The sequence below is a fragment of the Streptomyces sp. SID5464 genome (assembly GCF_009862985.1).
GTDB lineage: Bacteria > Actinomycetota > Actinomycetes > Streptomycetales > Streptomycetaceae > Streptomyces > Streptomyces chartreusis_D.
The window spans coordinates 316,673-334,837 of sequence record NZ_WWIQ01000021.1 but is presented as its reverse complement, the minus strand read 5'-3'; the positions used below and the strand labels follow the sequence as shown (position 1 = coordinate 334,837).

Here is an 18,165-nt window from a genome sequence, read left to right as displayed (position 1 = left end):
GGGCGAGCGGGCAGGGTCAGCGGACGGCGCCCGCGGTCATGCCCGCGATGACCTGCTTCTGGAAGGCCGCGTAGATCGCCAGCTGCGGCAGCAGGACGAGGGTGGCGGACGCCATCATGGCGCCGTAGTTGACGCTGTAGACGCCCTGGAACTGGGAGACGCCGAGGGACACGGTGGTCATGTTCGGGTCGTTGATGAGGGTGACCGCGAAGGGGAACTCGTTCCAGACGTAGATGACGTTCAGGATGGCCAGGGTGGCGACGACCGGCCGCATGAGGGGGAAGACGACCTTCCAGGCCATCCGCCACAGCCCGACCCCGTCCATCACCGCTGCCTGTTCGATCTCTTCGGGGAAGTCCCGCAGGAAGCCGGTCAGCAGCAGGATGTTGAAGGGGATCGTGACGGCGATGTACGGCAGGATCAGCGCGAAGTAGGTGCCGAACAGGCCGAAGGTGATGTCGAGCCGGTACACCGGGAAGAGCAGGATGTAGACCGGGACGGCGAGGCCGGCCAGGAAGTAGAAGCGCAGGGTGTGCTGTGTGCGGCGCCTGCCGCTGCGGAAGACCATGCGGGTGAGCGCGAACGCGGCCATGTAGGAGATGACCAGCCCGACGGTGACCGAGACGACGGCCAGGATCAGCGTGTTCTTGTACATCACCAGCAGGTTGAGGGTCTCCAGGGCCTGCTGGTAGTTGGCCAGGGTGAGGTCGGTCAGCCTGAACGGGTGGTTGAGGATGTTGTCGTTGGTCTGGAACGACAGCAGCATGATCCACAGCAGCGGGAACAGGATCACGAAGGTGATCAGGTAGGCGGCCGCCGAGACGATGATCCGGCCACGGCTGCGGCGCCGCGGCCTGGGCTGGGTATCGGTGGGGGCGGCCGAGGACGCGAGCGACCTCTCGACCTGCGTGTCGGTGCTCAACGGACGTCCCCCTTACGGCGGTTGCCGAGGAACGTTGCCCCGGAGGCGAGCGCGCCGACCACGAACACCACCACCGCCAGGGCCATGCCGTAGCCGTACTGCTGGGTGGTGAACGTGATGTGGTACATGTAGCTGACCATGACCTCGGAGAGGTGGACGGGGCCGCCGCCGGTGAGGGCGTAGACGAGCTCGAAGACCTTGAAGACGCCGGTGACGACGAGTGCCGTGACGATGCCGAACGTCTCGCGCATCATCGGGATCTGAATGTGCCGCAGCTGCTGCCAGCGGCCGGCGCCGTCGAGGCTGCTGGCCTCCATCACGTCGCGCGGCAGCATGCGCAGGCCGGCGTAGAAGATGGTCAGGACGAAGCCGATCTGCTGCCAGAGGTAGACGAGCCCGATCGAGTACGGGCTGAGTGTGGGACCGCCGATCCACTGCGGATGCGCGGGTACGCCGATCGCCAGCAGGAAGGCGTTCACCAGGCCGATCTTCGGGTCCAGGATGAAGATCCAGATCAGGCCGACGAGGATCGGCGCGATGATCGCCGGGGCGAAGACGAGCGCCCTTAGTGCGCCGCTGCCCTTCACCCGGCCGCTGAGCAGGATCGCGAGGAGGAAACCGAGGGGGATCAGCAGGAACAGGGCGATGCCGAGGATGATCCCGGTGTTCCGCATCGACGTCCAGAACGCGTCGTCCTGGCCCATCTGCCGGTAGTTGTCGAGCCCTGCGAAGCCGTTGGCGGAGACGCCGTCGAAGTCGGTGAAGCTGTAGTAGAGCGCGTACAGGATCGGATAGATCATGTACAGGCTGTAGATGATCAGCGCCGGCGCGAGCATCAGGGCGAAGCTCCGGCGTGTGGTGAGCCAGTTCATGGGGATGCCTACCTGATGGTCTTCTGGACGTCCTTCACGGCCTCTTCGGGGCTGAGGCTGCCGCCCATCACGCCGTAGAAGCTGTCGTACATGGCGCTCGCGGTGGCCGCGGAGACGACCAGGTCGGGCTGCGCCTGGGGGCTCTTCCAGCCGGCCTTGGAGGCTTCGGCCAGCACGGCGGCGAACACCGAGTTCCTGGCTGTGTCCACGCGCGGCTTGTACGTGGTGACCGGCGGCTGGGCGTTGTCGACGAGGATCTTCTGGCCCGCGTCGCTGTAGTAGAACTGGATGAACGCCTTCACCGCGGCGTACTTCTTCGTGTCGTCCTTGACTTTGGCGCTGACGACGAACGGCGCCGACGGGACGTTCATCACGAGCTTCTGCTCGCCGACGCCGTCGGCGAAGGTCGGCCCGGCCCAGAAGCCGGTGTCCTTGCCCACGGTGCTCTTCTGGATCTTCGCCGCTTCCCAGACACCGGCGTCCAGGAAGGCCGCCTTGCCGTCCGTGTACGAGGCGACGGCCTGGGCGTAGGTCTGCGTGTTCATGTTGGAGGGGAAGGCACCGGCCTTCGCCAGCTCCTCCACGTGCCGGTACAGGCGCAGGAAGTCGGCGTTGTCGTAGCTCGCCCTGCCCGACAGGATGTCCCGGTACTTCGCCTCGTAGCCGAAGCGGTCGAGCATGGTCAGGAAGGCCCAGACGCTGAACGAGGAGTTGTTCGCGCCCTGCGCGATCGGCACGACACCTGCCGCCTTGAGCCTCTTCACCGCGGCGAGCAGGTCCTCGAAGGTCTCCGGCACGGCGATCTCGTGTTCGTCCAGGATGGCCTTGTTGTAATAGAAGCCCGTGACCAGCGCCTGGTACGGCAGGCCGTACTGGACGCCGTCCTGCTGGAAGCCGGCGAGCATGCTCGGGGCGAACTTCGACCTGAGGTCGTTCTCGGCGAGGATCGGGGACAGGTCCAGCAGGTGGTCACTCTTGACCATGGTCTTGGCGAGAGAGTCGTAGACCCAGAAGATCTCCGGCAGCGTGCCGGACTGCGCGGCGATGGTCATCCGCTGCTCGTGCTGGTCGACCGGCTGGCCCTCCAGCTTGATCTTCATGTCGGGGTGCTTCTCGTTGAACTCCTGCACCATCTGCCAGGTCGCCGGGTCCTGGGTCTTGCTGTCCGGGTTGTGCATGGACAGCGTGATCAGACCGTCCGGCGACGATCCGTCCGCCGTGTTCACCGCGGAGCCGCAGGCCGTGGCCGTGACGAACAGGGCGCTCGCTGTGGCGGTGAGCAGGAGTCGGCGCGAGATGCCGGAGTGCCGTCTCGACGTCTGGGGCGCGAGCTGGGGAGAGGTCGCCATCGTGCTGCTGCCTTCCGGGAACTGGGTGAGGAGGCGGAACCGGCGTGGGGGTGAGAGGGCTCCGGGGGATGTTCGGTCGTGACGCAGGCCGTCGGTTCCGGGAGGGATGTCCGGTGTGCTCGAAAGCTCGCCATAGGGGCGGCTCTGCGCTCGTGACGCAAACGTTTCGATGAAAGGTGCCTCGCTGGTTTCGAGGTGTCAATACCGCGTGACGGAGAAGTTTCCCGAGTCTGTCCTTGCGTGCTGGCCACAGGCATTGACGGTCTGCGTGGCGACGTGCGAAGGTCTGCGCAATCGTTTCGATTGGCTCCCGATGAGGCTCCCGGTGAGCGAAACGAGCGGACGGCGAACCGGCCCACCACGTGGACCGGCGGGCCGTATGACGTTATGCAGGTACGGACCCGTTCACGGACCGGGTCCGACGACACGAGGAGGCGGCGAGCGGCAGTGGCCACGATCTCCGACGTTGCACGGATGGCCGGCGTCTCCACGTCCACCGTGTCGCACGTCATCAACGGCACGCGGCCGGTCCGCGAGGAGACCCGCACCCGGGTCGAGGAGGCGGTCAGGGCCACGGGCTACCGGCGAGACAGCCTCGCCCGGGCGTTGCGCCGCTCCCGCACCGACTCCATCGGCCTGGTCCTGACGGACGTGTCCGAACCGGCCTTCGCGGCGATGGCCCGCGGTGTCGAACGGGAGGCCATGAGCGCCGGTCTGACCGTGCTCCTGGCCAACTCGGGAGAGGACGCGGAGCTGGAGGCACGGGCGCTGGAGGTCCTCGCCGAGCGCCGGGTCGACGGTCTCCTCATCGCTCCGGTCGCCCGGTCCCACCTGGATGCGGTCACCGCCGTGCTCGACCAGGGCACACCGGTCGTCCTGATCGACCGTCTGGGCGGTGTCAAGGCCGACCAGGTGGGTGTGGAGAACACCGCGCCCATGCGGGAGCTGGTGCTGCACCTGGTGGAACGGCACGGCCACCGGCGGATCGCGCTGGCGGCCGGCGACACCGCGGTGTCCACCATCGCGGAGCGGCGGCGCGGCTACCTCGAAGCCCTCGACGAGGCCGGGATCGACGTCGACGACACGCTGATCGTCACCGGCAGTGGCCGGGCGGACGACACCGGCGAACGCATGACGGGGGTGCTACGGCAGCAGCGTCCGTCGGCGGTGGTGGCCGCCAGTACCGAGACCGCGGTGGGCGTGCTGGCGGCGGCCAAGGGGCTGGGGCTGGCCCCGCCCGAGGACTTCGCCTTCGCCACGTTCGACGGCTTCCCGCACACCGATCTGTTCCGTCCCGGCATCACCGCGGTCGTGCAGCCGGCTCACGAGATCGGGGCCACGGCGATGGAGCTGCTGCTCAGCCGCATCGACGGCAGCCTCACCGCCCGCCCGCGCACCATTCGTCTGGAGCCGGAGATCACCTACCGGGAGTCCTGCGGCTGCCCGGCCTGAGCCACCACTACGGCAAGGGGGCGGCGGGAGAGGTCCAGTCTCCCGCCGCCCGAGTTCAGCGAACCATCACTGAAGGGGTCAGTTTCCCATGCCCTCGCACGCTCTCGAACACCTCACCCGACCCACCCGGGCCCGCACCGCCCGCGTCTCCAGCTGGGACCAGCGGGGCCGCAACCAGGACTACTGGACGACCCCCGCGCACTCCAGCCGTGTCCTGGCCGACCTCGAGGGGCCGGGCCGGATCACGCACATCTGGATGACCCAGTTCTGCCGCCGCACCCTCGGCCCCGGCCTGATCGACCCCCTCGAAGCCGACACCGTCGCCCCGGTGATGGAGATCCACAACGCGCTCGGCGTCAACTGGGAGGAGCCGGACCCGGACTACTACCGCAAGGTCCTCATCCGGATCACCTGGGACGACGAGGAGGAGCCCGCCGTCCTCGTCCCGCTCGGCGACTTCTTCGGCATCGGCCACTGCATGCCCAACAGCTACCAGTCGGCCCTGTTCACCGTCTCCGCCAAACCCGAGGAATCGCTGATCTTCGGCGGCAGCGCGGCGCTGAACTGCTGGGCGCCGATGCCGTTCAACAAACGGGCCCGCATCGAGCTGGTCAATGAGAACGACCTGCCGATCCAGCAGTACTTCTACATCGACTACGAGCTGTTCCCGCAGGACCTGCCCGAGGACACCCTCTACTTCCACGCCCGCTGGAACCGCAGCAACCCCTGCAACGGCTGGGCGCCCGACATCCAGACCAACAGCCCCGAGGTCAACATCGTCGACGTCACCGGTGAGGACAACTACGTCGTCCTCGACACGGAGGGCAGGGGTCACTACGTCGGCTGCAACCTCTCCGTCCATCACCGGCAGGGCAGTTGGTGGGGCGAGGGCAACGACATGATCTGGATCGACGACGACTTCCTGCCCGACGGCTCCACCAGCTGGCCGCCCTCGCTGCACGGCACCGGCACCGAGGACTACTTCAACCACGCCTGGGGGATGCAGAAGAACGCCTACCTGTACCACGGCGCGATCCTGCACGAGGCCGACGTGCCCGGCTATTCGGTCAACTACCGCTTCCACGTGGCCGATCCGGTCCGCTTCGAGGAGCGCGTCAAGGTCTCCATCGAGCACGGCCACGGCAACCACCTCGCCGACGACTGGGCCTCGACGGCGTACTGGTACCAGACGCTGCCGTCTCCGAAGGCGACGATCCCGCCGCTGGAGCAGCGCCTGCCGGTGCGCCCCGCCGGGCAGCCGATGCCGGTGCCCGCCGCGCGGTCCGGCGCGGTCGCCGAGGAGATCGCCGTGATGCGCGAGCGGTACCGGGCCCGCTTCGAGCGCCACATGGAGCACCTCGCCGAGCGCACCCGGCAGCGGGGCGAGCGTTCGCTCCAGGAGTCCGAGGCGAACATCAAGCAGGCCGCGGCCGTGCGCCGCCGTTACGACGAGCGCGGCAATGACTGAAACCGAGACCCGGGCGACGGTGGCGCTCGACACGCACTTCCCGGCGGTCCACCTCCGTCCGCCGGCACACTGGATCAACGACCCCAATGGCCTGGTCTTCCACGACGGCCACTACCACGTCTACTTCCAGCACAACCCGCACAGCGCCCGCCATGCGGACATGCACTGGGGCCACTTCCGCAGCCCCGACCTGATCCACTGGGAGCTGCTGCCGGTGGCGCTGGCCCCCACCCCGGGCGGCGACGACGAGGGCGGGGTCTGGTCGGGCAACGCCGTCTCCCACGACGGCCGCCTCACCGCCTTCTACTCCGCCAAGCGGGACGACCGCCGGCATCAGCCGATCACCTCGGCGACGTCGTACGACGGCGGTACGACCTTCACCAAGCGCGGGAGCCTCCTGATCCCGGAGGCGGCCGACGGCACCACGATGTTCCGCGACCCGTACGTGTGGCGGGACGGCGACAGCTGGCGCATGCTCGTCGGCGCGGCCCTCGCGGACGGACGCGCCGCCGCCCTGCAGTACGCCTCCGCCGACCTCGATGACTGGTCGTACGAGGGCATCTTCCTGGCCCGTCCGCCGCACCCCTTGCGGGATGGCCGGAACACGGAGGAGGGCTGGGAGTGCGCCCAGTACGCGGCCTTCCCCGACGGCACCGGCGCGGTCCTCGCCAGCGCCTGGGACCCGCAGGAGGGGGCGAGCTGCGCGATCTACTGGACGGGCCGCGAACAGCACGGCGAGTTCCAAGCCGCGGCGACGCCCCAACTCCTCGATCACGGCCCCGACTTCTATGCCCCCGCCCTGCTGCACGCGCCCGACGGACGCTGGCTGATGTGGGCGTGGATCTGGGAGGCCCGGGACGAGGAACGCGTCGGTGCCCCCAGCGTCTGGACCGACGAGGCCGGCTGGGCGGGCATGCTCTCCCTGCCTCGGGAGCTCACGCCCGGCCCGGACGGCGAACTGGTCCAGCGGCCGGCCCGCGAACTGCTCTCGCTGCGCGGCGAACGGCGGATCGCCGCAGCGGGCAGGGCGAGCGCAGAGCAGCCGGTGGACCTCGGCGAGGTTTCACGGGCCACGGATCTGACCGTGACTCTGGAGCGCGGTGGCCGCCTGCGGCTGCTCACCTCGCGGGACGGCACCGAGTACCTCGACATCGTCCACCACCTGGTCAGCGGTGAACTGGTCGTCGACCGCGCCCACGCTTCCCTCGACTCCCGTGCGAAGGGCGGAAGTTGGCGCTTTCCCGCCGAGGGCCCCGACATGACCCTGCGGATCCTGCTGGATCACTCGGTCGCGGAGATCTTCACCGCGGCCGGGCGGACATTGACCCTGCGGTCGTATCCCGTCGGCGACGGGCCCTGGCGCGTGCAGATGGGTGCCACGGGTGTCGGCTCCGCCGCGTACACGGTCGGGGCATGGGACCTGACACCACCCGGACAAGGAGTCGGCCGAGACGCCGACTCCTGACACCGGCGCGGATGCCACGCCGGGACACAGTGACCTGCGGCGGGGCATCCCGGTGTGTCCCCCGGCGTCGATGACGTCCTTCATCACCCGCGTGCGTCGCCGCACCCGAGCGGGAGCTTGTCGCGCTCGTCGGCGTCGGCTCCGTTTGTCGCTCGGCCGAAGCGAGTGCGGCGCTCACGGATCTCGTCATGATGGGCCGAAGCCCAGTCGATCGGGGAACCGACGATGTCGAGGAGGCTGATCCCGAGGGGCGTGAGGGCGGGTTCGGTCCGGGCTTCCGGTGCATCCGTACGGACCGCTGAACGCCGCCTCGGGCGTGTGCTGATCGTGGTGAGCGGCGCATGTGCGTCGACCGTCTCGTTGGCCGCCGAAGCGTTCTGCGCGGTCAATGCAGGATCTCGACGTACCCGTCAGTTCCGTGCACACGGATCCGCTGCCCGTCCCGGATCAGCCGGGTGGCCCGCTCCACGCCCACGACGGCCGGCAAGCCGTACTCCCGGGCGATGACCGCGCCATGGGTCATCAGGCCGCCCACCTCGGTCACCAGGCCCGTGATCCCGACGAACAGGGGTGACCAGCTGGGATCCGTGAAGGTCGTGACCAGGATGTCGCCCGCTTCGAGGTCGGCCTCGGCCAGGTCGAGGATGACGCGGGCCCTTCCCTCGATGGTCCCGGCGGAGACCGGTAGGCCGATCAGGGCGCCGGCCGGCACGTCGTCGCGCCGGTACGCCCCGGTGACGGCCTCACCCTCCGATGTGAGGACCCGGGGCGGTGTGAGCGCCTGGTACGACCGGAACGCGTCCTTGCGCTGCTGGATGAGCTGGTGATCCACCTGGTGCGAGCGCACGACGTCGTGGAGTTCCTGGAACGTGAGGTAGAAGACGTCCTCCTTCTCAGGGAGCACGTCGGACCGCACGAGGCGCTCGGCCTCCGCCAGCAAGGCCCGCTTGTAGACGAAGTAGCGGCTGACGATGCCGTACTTCGGGTATTCCCGGTACCCGATGAAGGTTCTGACCCGGTCGATCATCCGCTTGGCCTCGTCGGCCTTCCGGTCCCCGTCCGGCAGGGCCCGCAAGCGTGACAGCACGTCCTGTTCCTTCTTCTGCGCCTTCTGCCGCCCTTGCTCGAAGCGCCGCTCGGCGGCTCCCGGCTCGAAGTTCCTGACGTTGTCGAGGATCACCGGCACCAGCGTGGTGGGGCGCTCGCGCCAGCGTGGCCTCGTGATGTCGATCTCGCCGACGCAGCGCATTCCGTACCGGTCGAGGTAGGACTCGATCGCGTCGCGTGCTTCGGTCCCGCCCGGGAGTTTCGCCAGCTCGTCCAGGAAGTTCTCGTCTTCGACGCCCTGCAGGAACGCCACCACCTCCCGATGCGGGCGGATCACGTCCGCGACGTCGAGCAGCGCCAGTCCCATCTCCGAGGTGATGTTGTCGGGGGCGGACAGCGTGAGCGTGTCAGCCGCGTTCTTCTCCCCCAGCCACTCCTGCAGCTTGTCGTTGAGCCACCAGGTGGCCTCCATCCCCGCCATGATCACCTGCATGCTCAGCGGATCACCGAGGGCTCGCTTGTGCTCCTCGAAGGCCTCCAGCAGGAAGTCGAACAGCGCCGGTCCGGTCTTCGTCCGGATGTCGCGCTCCAGGGCGGCGATGGACGCCTCGCTGCGCTCGATCAGTTCGGTGACGATGGCCGGATCGGTCTCGATCGGGGCGGACTGGCTGCCGACCGGTGGCCCGCCGGGACCCGCGTCCGGGAGCGAGGGGACGAAATCATCGCGGTCGAGGACGGTCTCCAGCGCGTCCCTGACCAGCGGATCGCCCCTTCCGATGACGTCCAGGAGGGCGGCGCGGCTCGCGGGCGAGGCCAGGCGCCGGGTGGCGTCGACGAACAGCCTCCCGCCGGCCTCGTGCATCGGTGCCATGGCGGTCAGTTGCCACATGGAGAGTCCCAGGGGCCTCATGGGATCGGTCATCATCTGCTGATGACCGACGGAGATGTAGACGTGGTTCTCCTGGTCATCGGTCTCCGGGATGGGGAACAGCGTCGTGATCGGCCGGCTCTGAACGATCTGGAAGTCATCATCGACCAGGCACCATTCGATGTCCTGCGGGCGGCCGAGGTGCGCTTCGATCCGCCGCCCGAGCTGCACGAGCCGCAGGACCTGCGCATCCGTCAGCGCGGGCTCCCGCTGCCGCTGCGCGTCGATCACCACTTCCTGCGTACCGCCGCCCGGGAGCGCGTGAACGGCCCGCTGTTTGGCGGCGATCGCCTTGGCGACCACTTCACCGTCCCGCACCGTGAAGACGTCCGGGTTCACCAGGCCGGAGACCAGGGCTTCGCCGAGGCCGAAGCCTGCGTCCACGGTGGCGACCTTCCGGTTGCCCGTGACGGGGTCGGCCGTGAACAGGATGCCGGCCGCGTGCGGGAAGACCATCTGCTGCACGACCACGGCCATGTGGACCGTACGGTGGTCGATGCCGTTCCGCTGACGGTAGGTCACGGCCCGCTCGGTGAACAGCGAGGCCCAGCACCGGCTGACGTGCTGGAGGATAGCGGTCGGCCCCACCACGTTCAGGTACGTGTCCTGCTGGCCGGCGAAGGAGGCCGTCGGCAGGTCCTCTGCCGTCGCGCTGGACCGGACGGCGTAGGGGGCTCGCTCACCGAGCCGGGTGAGCTCGCGGGTGATCGCCGCCGCGAGATCGCCCGGGACGGCAATCCCTTCGATGGCCCGGCGGATCTGCGCGCTGAGCGCGCGGATCTCCTCCCGGTCATCGGGGTTCAAGCGCGACAGTCGGTCGAGCCGGTCGTCGATCGCGGGTGCTTCCGCCATGATCCGCCGGAAGGCGTCCGTCGTCACACAGAAGCCACCCGGCACGCGGATGCCTTCGATCCGCGACAGCTCGCCCAGGTGTGCGCCCTTGCCGCCGACGACCGCGACCTGAACCTCGTCGATCTCCTGAAGGTCCACCACGTACTGCTCAGTCATTGCGCTCCCTCTGTGGCCCCCGTGATCGGGCGCACGTCGTGCGCCCCCCGCTTTCCGCAGGTTGTGGCCCCGGCGGAGGATTCTGCGCGACGACCCGGGTCTTGCCGCAAGCCCCCCAGTGCGCTATACGTTGAGAGTGGCAAGGAGAGCACTCTCCTTGCCTTTGTCTTTTTGCCGTCCGCCGACTGGTGCAGAGCACGGCACCACCGTCGTCACAGGACGTCGTAGGTCAGGTGCGTCGCTGTCGATGTCGAGGTCACGCTCCGCTGCACCAGCGTGCGCGGCGCTCCGCCGGTGAACAGTGGCGTCCCGGCGCCCAGCACGACGGGCGCGAGGTGCAGCGACAGCACATCGACCAGACCGGCGTCGAGTGCCGAGCCGATCGTGGCGCCACCGCCCATGAGGACGACGTCGAGCTCCTTGCCGCTGTCCGACGACGCGGCCTGGGCCCGCTCGCGCGCGGCGGTGACCGCGTCGGGCAGACCGGTGGTGACGAACGTCCAGTCGAGGCCGGTGAGCCGCACCGACTCCGGCGGCGTGCTCGTCACGACGACGAACGCGGGCTTGCCGACCTCGCCGGCGCCGTAGCCGATGTCGTCGTCCCAGCCGTTCGGCCCGTCCACCACGTCGAAGAGCCGGCGGCCCAGGACGACGGCGCCCGAGCGTGCGGTCCCCTCGCGCAGGACCCGGCGATCGTCGGGATCGTCGGAGAACGCCCAGGTGTGCAGGGCCTCGCCGCCGGTGCCCAGACCGCTGTCCGGGCCGGGGTCGGGCCCGGTGACGAAGCCGTCGAGAGAGACCGAGATGTCAGCGATGATTCGAGTCATACCAGTGCGGACCCGATCCGCCGCCCGAACTCATCGCTTGCGCATGAGGCGCTGCCGGATGCGGTCCACGAACGCGTACGGGTAATTCACTTGCCCTGGCCAGGGATGAACGCTGCACTGTGGCCGGACACCACGAGCCGTGGTGCCGGTATTTCGAGGAGGCAGCGGCAGCCATGGAGATCCGTCCCACGACTGATGAGGATCTCGACGTCTTCGTCGACACAGTGCATGCCGCGTTCGGGCTCTTCCCGGAAACCCCGACCGAGGGCGGAGGGCTCTGGTGGTCGGCGCTCGAGATGGACCGCTGCCTGCTCGCCCTGACGGCGGACGGGCGGTCCGTCGGCACCGCCGCCGCGCACTCCTTCGAGCTCACCCTGCCCGGTCAGACCCTCGTCCCGGCCGCCGGGGTGACCGCCGTCGGCGTCCTGCCCTCGCACCGGCGCCAGGGCGTGCTCAGTGCGATGATGCGGCATCAGCTCTCCGAGCTGCGGGCCCGAGGAGAGTTCCTCTCCGTCCTGCTGGCCTCTGAGGCCCCGATCTACGGCAGGTTCGGCTACGGACCGGCGACCTACACGGCGCGGCTGACGGTGCCGCGTCGCCAGGCCGCCCTCGCCGTTCCCCGAGCGCGCGGAACGGCCCAGGCACCAGCGGCCGGCTCCGACAACGGCTCGGTCGAAGTACTGCGGAGCGCCGAGTGCCGCGAGATTCTGGAAGAGGTCTACGACCGGTATCGCCGCGCCCAGCCCGGCGCGCTGTCCCGGCCGCACCGCTGGTGGGCCTTGCGCGCGGGGCAGCCCCCGATCTCGCCGGCGCCGCGTTACGTTGCCGTCCACCGGGGCGCCGACGGCGTCCCGGACGGGTACGCCAGCTACTCGATCGAGTCCGGCACCCTGACGGTCGACGAGACCATCGCCGCCGACGACGCCGTTTTCACGGCCCTGGCCCGGTTCGTCCTCGGCCATGACCTGGTCACCAAGGTCGTGTTGAAGCACGTCCCGCCCGATCACCCGCTGCGCTGGCAGTTGGCGGACTTCCGCGCCGGCGAGGTGAGCGGCGACATGGACTGGCTCTGGGTGCGGCTGCTGGACGTCCCACGTGCTCTGACTGCGCGGGGCTGGTTCATGGACGGCGAGCTCGTCCTCGATGTCGAGGACTCCTTCCTCGGCGAACACGGCCGCTACCTGCTGGCCGTCCGGGACGGAAAGGCCGACTGCGTCCCGACGGACCGGGAGCCCGACCTGTCCCTGGACGCGAGCGACCTGGGCTCCATCTACCTCGGCGGCACCGCCCCGAGCACACTCGTACGTGCCGGACACGTCCAGGCCCACCGCCCGGGCGCGGCCACTCTCGCTGACGCCCTCTTCCGCGCCGACCGCTCCCCGCACTGCCTGCACTGGTTCTGACCGCGCTCGCAGACCCGAGCCCGGGGTTTCGGCTCGGGCAGGATCTGCGTCTGAACCCGGTCTGGATGCCGGTCCAGGAACCTACACTCGCGGCATGATCCTTCCGTCTCTCGCCGCCGATCTCGCGCCCACCGGTGTCCTGCGCGCCTCCATCAACCTCGGCAATCCCGTCCTTGCCCAAGGCACGCCGCAAGCACCCAGCGGCATCACCGTCGATCTCGCGCGGGAGATCGCGGCCCGGCTCGGTGTGCCCGTGGAGTTCCTCTGCTTCGACGCCGCGCGCGCCTCGTTCGAGGCGATGGCCGGTGGGCGGGCCGACGTCTGCTTCCTCGCGATCGAGCCCGCCCGCGAGACGGAGGTCGCCTTCACCGCCCCGTACGTTCTCATCGAGGGCGTGTACGCCGTGCCCCAGGACTCCGACCTGAACACGCCCGAGGACGTCGACGCGCCGGGCATCCGCATCGGCGTGAAAGCCGGATCGGCCTACGACCTGTACCTCACCCGAACCCTGCGCCACGCCACCCTGGTTCGCGGCAACGACGGTATCGGCGCCTTCACCGAGCAACACCTGGAGGCGGGCGCGGGCATCCGGCAGCCGATGACCGCCTACGCCGCAGCGCACCCCGAAGTGCGGCTGATCGAGAAGGAGTTCATGGAGATCCGCCAAGCCGTCGGCACAACCACCACCCGGCGGCCCGAGACCATACGGTTCCTGCGGGAGCTGGTCGAGGAGCTCAAGGCGGACGGCTTCGTCGCGGCGTCACTGCGCCGCGCGGGCCAGTCCGAAACCCTCGCGGCACCGACCCGGCCGGAACATCATTCAGCCGGATGAGCACCCCCATGCAGGACCTCCGGGGGCGGCGGCGGCTCGGGCGCCAGGGCATCGGCCCGGCGCCCGCGTTCGTCCGCGAGAACGTCAGTGCGAGTTCGAGTGCGGACGACCGTCCCGGACCCATGTCACCACGACCAGAGCCGCGGTGACATACATCAGGGCGCTGAAAGCGGCCACGGACTCCACGTACTGCGCGTAACCGTCCGCGCGCAACTGCAAGACCAGACGACCGATCAGGACCGACCCTGCAAGCGTCGCGACGCCCGAGGCCGGGTGCCGGTCAGTCCATGATCACCTCGGTACGCGCCGCCGGGGCCCGCCCCACGAGGCCGCCGCCGAAGTTCTCCTCGACCTCTGTCTTCTCCGCCGCGTTCGGATACGGGTTCGTGCACGCGGTGCCCGCGCTGGAGCCGGACATCAGGCTCGAGCACGGTCCGGGCTTGCGGTCGGGCAGGCCCAGGATGTGCCCGAGTTCGTGGGCGGAGATTCGGATGGTGTCGTAGCCCTGGTCGACGGCCTGGCGCCCGATGTAGACGGTTCCGTTGCCCAGGGTGGTGGGCAGCGCGCGCGGCCAGCCGTTGTCCGCGAGGACCCGTATGTTCGCGCGTTGCCCGGCTGCGGCCGGCCGCAGCTCGACGGCGTCGACGCTCTCGTTCCAGATCGCCGCGCCCCGGTCGACCGCGCTCCTGAACTCCGCGGAGCCACCGGCGTCGTAGATGAGGACACGAGGGGCCAGGGTCGCATCCTTCGCGCCGGGGGGAGCGGCCACGGCCTGGCCACCGGTCAGGGACAAGGACACCACCAGGGCGGCGGCCAGGCCGCCGGCCAGCGTACGGACGTACATGATCGACCTCCTTGTGGGGGAAGGGCAGTCGTGCTCATGACATTCTCTGGCTCACTGCCCGGCGGGAGTGGAGGTGAATCCGTCAACCCGAGGTGTTCCCGGCTCGATGCGCCGCACCTGGCGTCGACCGCGGTGCCCAAGAGCAGCCGGTCCGCAGGTAGCCCCTAGGGGTTACCCCGCCTCATCCCGGAGTTGCCTGCGTGTGTCTCGTGGTCGGTCACGTGCGTCGTTATGGTCGATGACGACTAGTCGATATCGACTATCCACCTTGATCGGAGGACCCGCCCATGTCGGCCAACTCCCCGGCTCCCATACCGACCAGCGCCCGCAATCTCCTGTGCGTCCACGCCGCGTTCGCCCTGCTCATGACGCAGGTGCCGCCGCTCTTTCCGCCCGTCCTGCCTGAGTGGCGCACTCCCCTCTGGTACGCCATCGCCCTCGTCACCGGCATCCTCACCGTGCTGGTCACCGTGCGCCCCCGTACCCCGCGGGCCGTCCTGCTCGGGATCGGCTGGCTGCAGGTGCTGCTGGCGCTCGTCAACGGCTTCCTTGTCGGCGACATCGCCGCGCTCCTCCTCGCCTCCTGGCTCGCCGTCTCCGCACTCTCCCTGCTCGCCGGGCAGTTGCCCAAGAGGCCGCGCAAGGCGCTCGTCGCCGCGCACGTCGTGAGCTCGGCCGCCTGGGTGGGGATCGGCGTCGTCTTCGTCGCGCTCTCCGTCGTCGCCCTCACCACGACGGATCTCCACACGGCGCACGTCACGTACGAGCTCATGGAGGAGTTCGACCAGACTCTGCTGCCGTGGGCCAACGTCGCCACCACACTCACCGGCATCGCGCTCGGCCTCACCACCAAGTGGGGCCTGATCAGGTACCGCTGGGTGGCCGTCAAGCTGGGGATCTCCGTCGGCATCCTCGTCATGGCGTTCGGCTTCCTGCACGACGCCGTGGTGACCGCCGTCGAGCAGTCGGAGCGGCTCCTGCGTACCGGCGGCACCGTCGCGCAGGTCGGCGCGAACGCGGACGTCGTGCTGTGGGGCTTCGCCACCGCTCTCTTCAGCTTGATCGCCGCGCTGCTGCTCTCCCTCTACAAGCCCGGCGGCAAGACGCGACGCGGCCGCCGGCAGGCCGCTCGCCCCACGCGGCGAGCGACCGCGGTCCGGGCGTAGGCTGAGGGCGGTTCGAGGAGGCAACGCATGGGCAGGCACGTCAGTAACCCGCTGGCCCTCGCCGTGCTCGCATACCTCGTGGAACGTCCCATGCACCCCTACGAGCTGGGCAAGGTCCTCAAGCAGCGCAAGGTGCAGGAGAGCATCAAGTACCGGCACGCCTCGCTCTACATGGTCGTCGACCAGCTCAGCCGCGACGGGTACATCGAGGCGCATCAGACGGCGCGCGAGGGGCAGCGCCCCGAGCGCACCGTCTACCGCCTCACTGATGCGGGCGCCACGGAACTCCGCGACCGCATGCGGGAGTTGGTGGCCGTCCCCGCCAAGGAGTACCCCCGCTTCGAGGCGGCGCTCGCCCTCATCGCGGTGCTGCCGCCGGACGAGGTCACCGACCTGCTCGACCAACGCCGAGGGGCCCTGGAGGAACAGGTCGCGGAGCTGCGAGGCCGTCTCGCGAAGTCGGACATCGACCCGCTGTGGCTCATCGAGCACGAGTACCGCCTCGGCCAGACCGAGGCGGAGCTGCGGTTCCTTCGGCGTTTCCGGCACCTGGTCACAGAGGGTGGTCCCGAGTTCGGTGCGTTCTGGCGAAGGTTGCACGCCGACCGATCAGAGTGACGGGCGGCCGGGTTCCCGATCGGCGATCTCGTAGCGGAGGAAGCCGCGGTTCTCCCGCCCGGGCGAGCTGGGCCGGATCAGCTGCTGCGGGTGAAGAGCTTGTCCTGGGTGGATCCGGTGGAGCACAGCTTCTTTTCCTCGGGCGTCATCTTGCGGGACTTGACCACGACCGCGCTGTGCTTGCCGTCCGTGCCGTTCGGGGCCGGGCCGGTGACCACGTCGGGGACGAACCAGTAGTAGTGGCCCCACTTGGGGTCGTCGTAGTGGGTCTGCCACGTGCCGGATATCTGCTGCATCACCTGGGCGCGGGAAATCCAGCCGACCTCTCCGGGCCGCACGTTCACGGTGAAGGAGCTCGTCTCGGTGTGCGAGCTCTGCCACGTGTAGTTGTACGTCGCGGTCACGCTGGCCGTGATGATGCCTTCGATGCCTCCGCCCACGGTGACCGAGCCGCCCACCGAGTGGGAGGAGCCCACGGTGTCGGCCCAGGACATCGACTGGGAGGCGGCCGAGTCCGTGCAGTTGTAGAGGAGTTCGGAGACCTGGCGGGGCTCGCCGAGGTAAGCCCGGCCGATGTGCGGGGTGTTGAAGGTGCACTTGCCTTCCCCGGACGCGCAGTCGGCCATGATCTGCTGCGCGGTGGGCTGTTCCTCGGCCGCTGCGGGGACGGCCGTCGCGATCACTCCGAGCGCGGTCGCCGTCAACACCAGCGTGCGGCTGCCGTACCGCCGGGTGCGGTTCTTCGTCATTGTTGGTGCCTCTCGTCCTTGCATGGGGGGACGGCGACCGCACCCTCCTGTTACGAGGGTGTTCAGTCACCGCCTGGTGCCCATGAGGCTCACGTAAACCGCAGCCCATCTACACCAAGGAAAAGCAAAGTTGTAATTGATTTCACAAATGATGAGCAGTCATAGACAGGGTCAGCAAGGCAGTTGAAGGACGCAGTGGACCTCGTCTCGCCGGTGCAGGTGAAGGCGCGAACCGGTTGGTCGGCGGCAGTCCCCGTCGAGGGCGTTGCGTGCCCGCCAGGTGTGCTGTCCGCCGGCGGCGAGAACGGCGACCAGGGCCCGCCACAGGACGGCGTTCCCAGAAGCGGAGCCCGTTCCCGACGAGTTCTCCCAGACCGTCGATCACACCGGCGCGCACCTCGTCGTCGGGGTCGTCCAGCAGGGGCAGCAGCAGCCAGACGGCGTCCCATCCGCCGCCGGCCCCGACGGCCGTGGCCGCGGCGGCCCGGGGGCGGGGGTGGACGGTGCGGTCGGCCATGACCGTGCGCAGGTGGGCGGCGGCCGTGGCCGGGGCCGCTTCCGCCAAGGCGCGTGCGGCCGATGCCCCGGCTTCGGGGTCGCGCAGCCACCGCACCGCCGGTCCGGTCACCCGCTCGTCGCCCAGGGTTCCGAGGCGGCGCAGCAGGTATGCGGCCACCTCCGTCCCGTGAGCAGCGAGTCGAGGAGCTGCTCGGTGCAGCGGTCCGGCAGCAGGTCCAGGGCCCGCACGCGGGCGGTGCCCGGTCCCTGGCGGGCGGTGCTGATCACCTCCGCCCGCACAGCTGTGTCGTCCCTGAGCCGGTTCACGGGGCTCCGGGCGCGCCCCCACACGGTGGAGTCCGGGTCACCGAGCAGCGCGGCCAGGGCCGTGACGTCCCCGGGTACGCCCAGCGCGGCCAGGCCGTCCAGGGCGTTGATCCGCAGGTGGCGGTCCGGGTCGGACAGCGGCCGTGCGGAGGCCTCTGTGACAGCGGGGCCTTCGAGTCCCAGCCGCCTGGCGGCGACCGAGGCTCTGCGCCGTACGCGCGGGTCCGCGTCCTCCATCAGCGGGAGCAGCACCTCGGAGCCCGCCGCGGGGTTCCCGAGCCGGCCCAGGGCCAGGGCGGCGGCCGCGCGCACCCGGGGCGCGGGGTCGCCGGCCGCCTCGGTGAGGACGCGGACGTACCCGGCCCCGCCCGTCCTGCCCAGCCCCTTCAC

General features: G+C 69.5%; 17 protein-coding genes. 7 read left to right on the top strand and 10 right to left on the bottom strand.

Annotated elements, in window-relative coordinates:
- Positions 1–16: 16 nt before the first annotated feature.
- Genes GTY47_RS15490 through GTY47_RS15480 form a run of 3 tightly spaced genes read right to left on the bottom strand, consistent with a single transcriptional unit; the run spans position 17 to position 3,143 of the window.
- Complete coding sequence (locus tag GTY47_RS15490) at positions 17–922, bottom strand: carbohydrate ABC transporter permease (protein ID WP_010033719.1); 906 nt, start codon at positions 920–922, stop codon at positions 17–19.
- On the bottom strand, positions 919–1,794 hold the full coding sequence (locus GTY47_RS15485) for a sugar ABC transporter permease (RefSeq protein ID WP_010033718.1): 876 nt from the start codon (positions 1,792–1,794) through the stop codon (positions 919–921). Before GTY47_RS15485 ends, GTY47_RS15490 begins: the two co-directional genes overlap by 4 nt.
- A gap of 8 nt (positions 1,795–1,802) precedes the next feature.
- Entirely contained in the window at positions 1,803–3,143 is a 1,341-nt protein-coding gene (locus GTY47_RS15480; RefSeq protein WP_010033715.1) for an extracellular solute-binding protein, read from the bottom strand.
- A gap of 447 nt (positions 3,144–3,590) precedes the next feature.
- On the opposite strand from GTY47_RS15480, the gene GTY47_RS15475 reads away from it, so the two are divergent.
- From GTY47_RS15475 to GTY47_RS15465, 3 genes are all read left to right on the top strand, one after another.
- Complete coding sequence (locus tag GTY47_RS15475) at positions 3,591–4,595, top strand: LacI family DNA-binding transcriptional regulator (RefSeq protein ID WP_010033712.1); 1,005 nt, start codon at positions 3,591–3,593, stop codon at positions 4,593–4,595.
- An 88-nt stretch (positions 4,596–4,683) separates the two neighbouring features.
- The gene (locus GTY47_RS15470) at positions 4,684–6,063 is read left to right on the top strand and encodes a glycoside hydrolase family 172 protein (protein ID WP_010033709.1); all 1,380 of its coding nucleotides are present in this window, start codon (positions 4,684–4,686) and stop codon (positions 6,061–6,063) included.
- Entirely contained in the window at positions 6,056–7,528 is a 1,473-nt protein-coding gene (locus GTY47_RS15465) for a glycoside hydrolase family 32 protein (RefSeq protein ID WP_010033706.1), read from the top strand. The genes GTY47_RS15470 and GTY47_RS15465 overlap by 8 nt, the downstream gene beginning before the upstream one ends.
- A gap of 83 nt (positions 7,529–7,611) precedes the next feature.
- On the opposite strand, the gene GTY47_RS40245 is transcribed toward GTY47_RS15465, so the two are convergent.
- The 3 genes from GTY47_RS40245 to GTY47_RS15450 form a co-directional block, all read right to left on the bottom strand.
- Positions 7,612–7,917: a DNA-binding protein gene (locus tag GTY47_RS40245; protein ID WP_010033701.1), complete on the bottom strand. Its 306-nt coding sequence runs from the start codon at positions 7,915–7,917 to the stop codon at positions 7,612–7,614.
- Complete coding sequence (rph, locus tag GTY47_RS15455) at positions 7,914–10,511, bottom strand: rifamycin-inactivating phosphotransferase (RefSeq protein WP_010033699.1); 2,598 nt, start codon at positions 10,509–10,511, stop codon at positions 7,914–7,916. The genes GTY47_RS40245 and rph overlap by 4 nt, the downstream gene beginning before the upstream one ends.
- A 212-nt stretch (positions 10,512–10,723) precedes the next feature.
- Positions 10,724–11,338, bottom strand: a complete 615-nt coding sequence (locus tag GTY47_RS15450; RefSeq protein WP_010033691.1) for a dihydrofolate reductase family protein — start codon at positions 11,336–11,338, stop codon at positions 10,724–10,726.
- Positions 11,339–11,511: 173 nt separating this feature from the next.
- Here GTY47_RS15450 and GTY47_RS15445 point away from each other — a divergent pair, with 173 nt between their 5' ends.
- Positions 11,512–12,741, top strand: coding sequence for a GNAT family N-acetyltransferase (locus GTY47_RS15445; protein ID WP_010033689.1), 1,230 nt, complete (start codon positions 11,512–11,514; stop codon positions 12,739–12,741).
- Positions 12,742–12,835: 94 nt separating this feature from the next.
- Positions 12,836–13,573: a transporter substrate-binding domain-containing protein gene (locus GTY47_RS15440; protein ID WP_010033687.1), complete on the top strand. Its 738-nt coding sequence runs from the start codon at positions 12,836–12,838 to the stop codon at positions 13,571–13,573.
- An 84-nt stretch (positions 13,574–13,657) separates the two neighbouring features.
- On the opposite strand, the gene GTY47_RS41625 is transcribed toward GTY47_RS15440, so the two are convergent.
- Positions 13,658–13,786, bottom strand: a complete 129-nt coding sequence (locus tag GTY47_RS41625) for an SCO3870 family protein (RefSeq protein WP_267880828.1) — start codon at positions 13,784–13,786, stop codon at positions 13,658–13,660.
- 67 nt (positions 13,787–13,853) lie between these two features.
- Positions 13,854–14,417 carry a snapalysin family zinc-dependent metalloprotease gene (locus tag GTY47_RS15435; protein ID WP_010033681.1) on the bottom strand — a complete coding sequence of 188 codons (564 nt, stop codon included), beginning with the start codon at positions 14,415–14,417 and terminating at the stop codon, positions 13,854–13,856.
- Between the two features lie 287 nt (positions 14,418–14,704).
- Here GTY47_RS15435 and GTY47_RS15430 point away from each other — a divergent pair, with 287 nt between their 5' ends.
- Both GTY47_RS15430 and GTY47_RS15425 read left to right on the top strand, forming a co-directional pair.
- A complete protein-coding gene (locus GTY47_RS15430; protein WP_010033678.1) occupies positions 14,705–15,583 on the top strand; it encodes a hypothetical protein in 879 nt (292 codons plus the stop codon).
- A 27-nt stretch (positions 15,584–15,610) separates the two neighbouring features.
- The gene (locus GTY47_RS15425) at positions 15,611–16,201 is read left to right on the top strand and encodes a PadR family transcriptional regulator (protein ID WP_010033677.1); all 591 of its coding nucleotides are present in this window, start codon (positions 15,611–15,613) and stop codon (positions 16,199–16,201) included.
- Positions 16,202–16,278: 77 nt separating this feature from the next.
- Here the strand turns inward: GTY47_RS15425 and GTY47_RS15420 are convergent, their stop codons facing one another.
- Positions 16,279–16,950, bottom strand: coding sequence for a hypothetical protein (locus GTY47_RS15420; RefSeq protein ID WP_010033675.1), 672 nt, complete (start codon positions 16,948–16,950; stop codon positions 16,279–16,281).
- 624 nt (positions 16,951–17,574) lie between these two features.
- Positions 17,575–18,165, bottom strand: a complete 591-nt coding sequence (locus GTY47_RS15415; protein ID WP_010033670.1) for a HEAT repeat domain-containing protein — start codon at positions 18,163–18,165, stop codon at positions 17,575–17,577.

Bases quoted from the DNA above. Each gene is read 5' to 3' on its own strand.
- GTY47_RS15485 (WP_010033718.1), bottom strand. From the start codon at position 1,794: ATGAACTGGCTCACCACACGCCGGAGCTTCGCCCTGATGCTCGCGCCG.
- GTY47_RS15435 (WP_010033681.1), bottom strand. From the start codon at position 14,417: ATGTACGTCCGTACGCTGGCCGGCGGCCTGGCCGCCGCCCTGGTGGTG.
- GTY47_RS15430 (WP_010033678.1), top strand. From the start codon at position 14,705: ATGTCGGCCAACTCCCCGGCTCCCATACCGACCAGCGCCCGCAATCTC.
- GTY47_RS15445 (WP_010033689.1), top strand. From the start codon at position 11,512: ATGGAGATCCGTCCCACGACTGATGAGGATCTCGACGTCTTCGTCGAC.
- GTY47_RS15450 (WP_010033691.1), bottom strand. From the start codon at position 11,338: ATGACTCGAATCATCGCTGACATCTCGGTCTCTCTCGACGGCTTCGTC.
- GTY47_RS15440 (WP_010033687.1), top strand. From the start codon at position 12,836: ATGATCCTTCCGTCTCTCGCCGCCGATCTCGCGCCCACCGGTGTCCTG.
- rph (WP_010033699.1), bottom strand. From the start codon at position 10,511: ATGACTGAGCAGTACGTGGTGGACCTTCAGGAGATCGACGAGGTTCAG.
- GTY47_RS15425 (WP_010033677.1), top strand. From the start codon at position 15,611: ATGGGCAGGCACGTCAGTAACCCGCTGGCCCTCGCCGTGCTCGCATAC.
- GTY47_RS15480 (WP_010033715.1), bottom strand. From the start codon at position 3,143: ATGGCGACCTCTCCCCAGCTCGCGCCCCAGACGTCGAGACGGCACTCC.
- GTY47_RS15420 (WP_010033675.1), bottom strand. From the start codon at position 16,950: ATGACGAAGAACCGCACCCGGCGGTACGGCAGCCGCACGCTGGTGTTG.
- GTY47_RS15470 (WP_010033709.1), top strand. From the start codon at position 4,684: ATGCCCTCGCACGCTCTCGAACACCTCACCCGACCCACCCGGGCCCGC.
- GTY47_RS15465 (WP_010033706.1), top strand. From the start codon at position 6,056: ATGACTGAAACCGAGACCCGGGCGACGGTGGCGCTCGACACGCACTTC.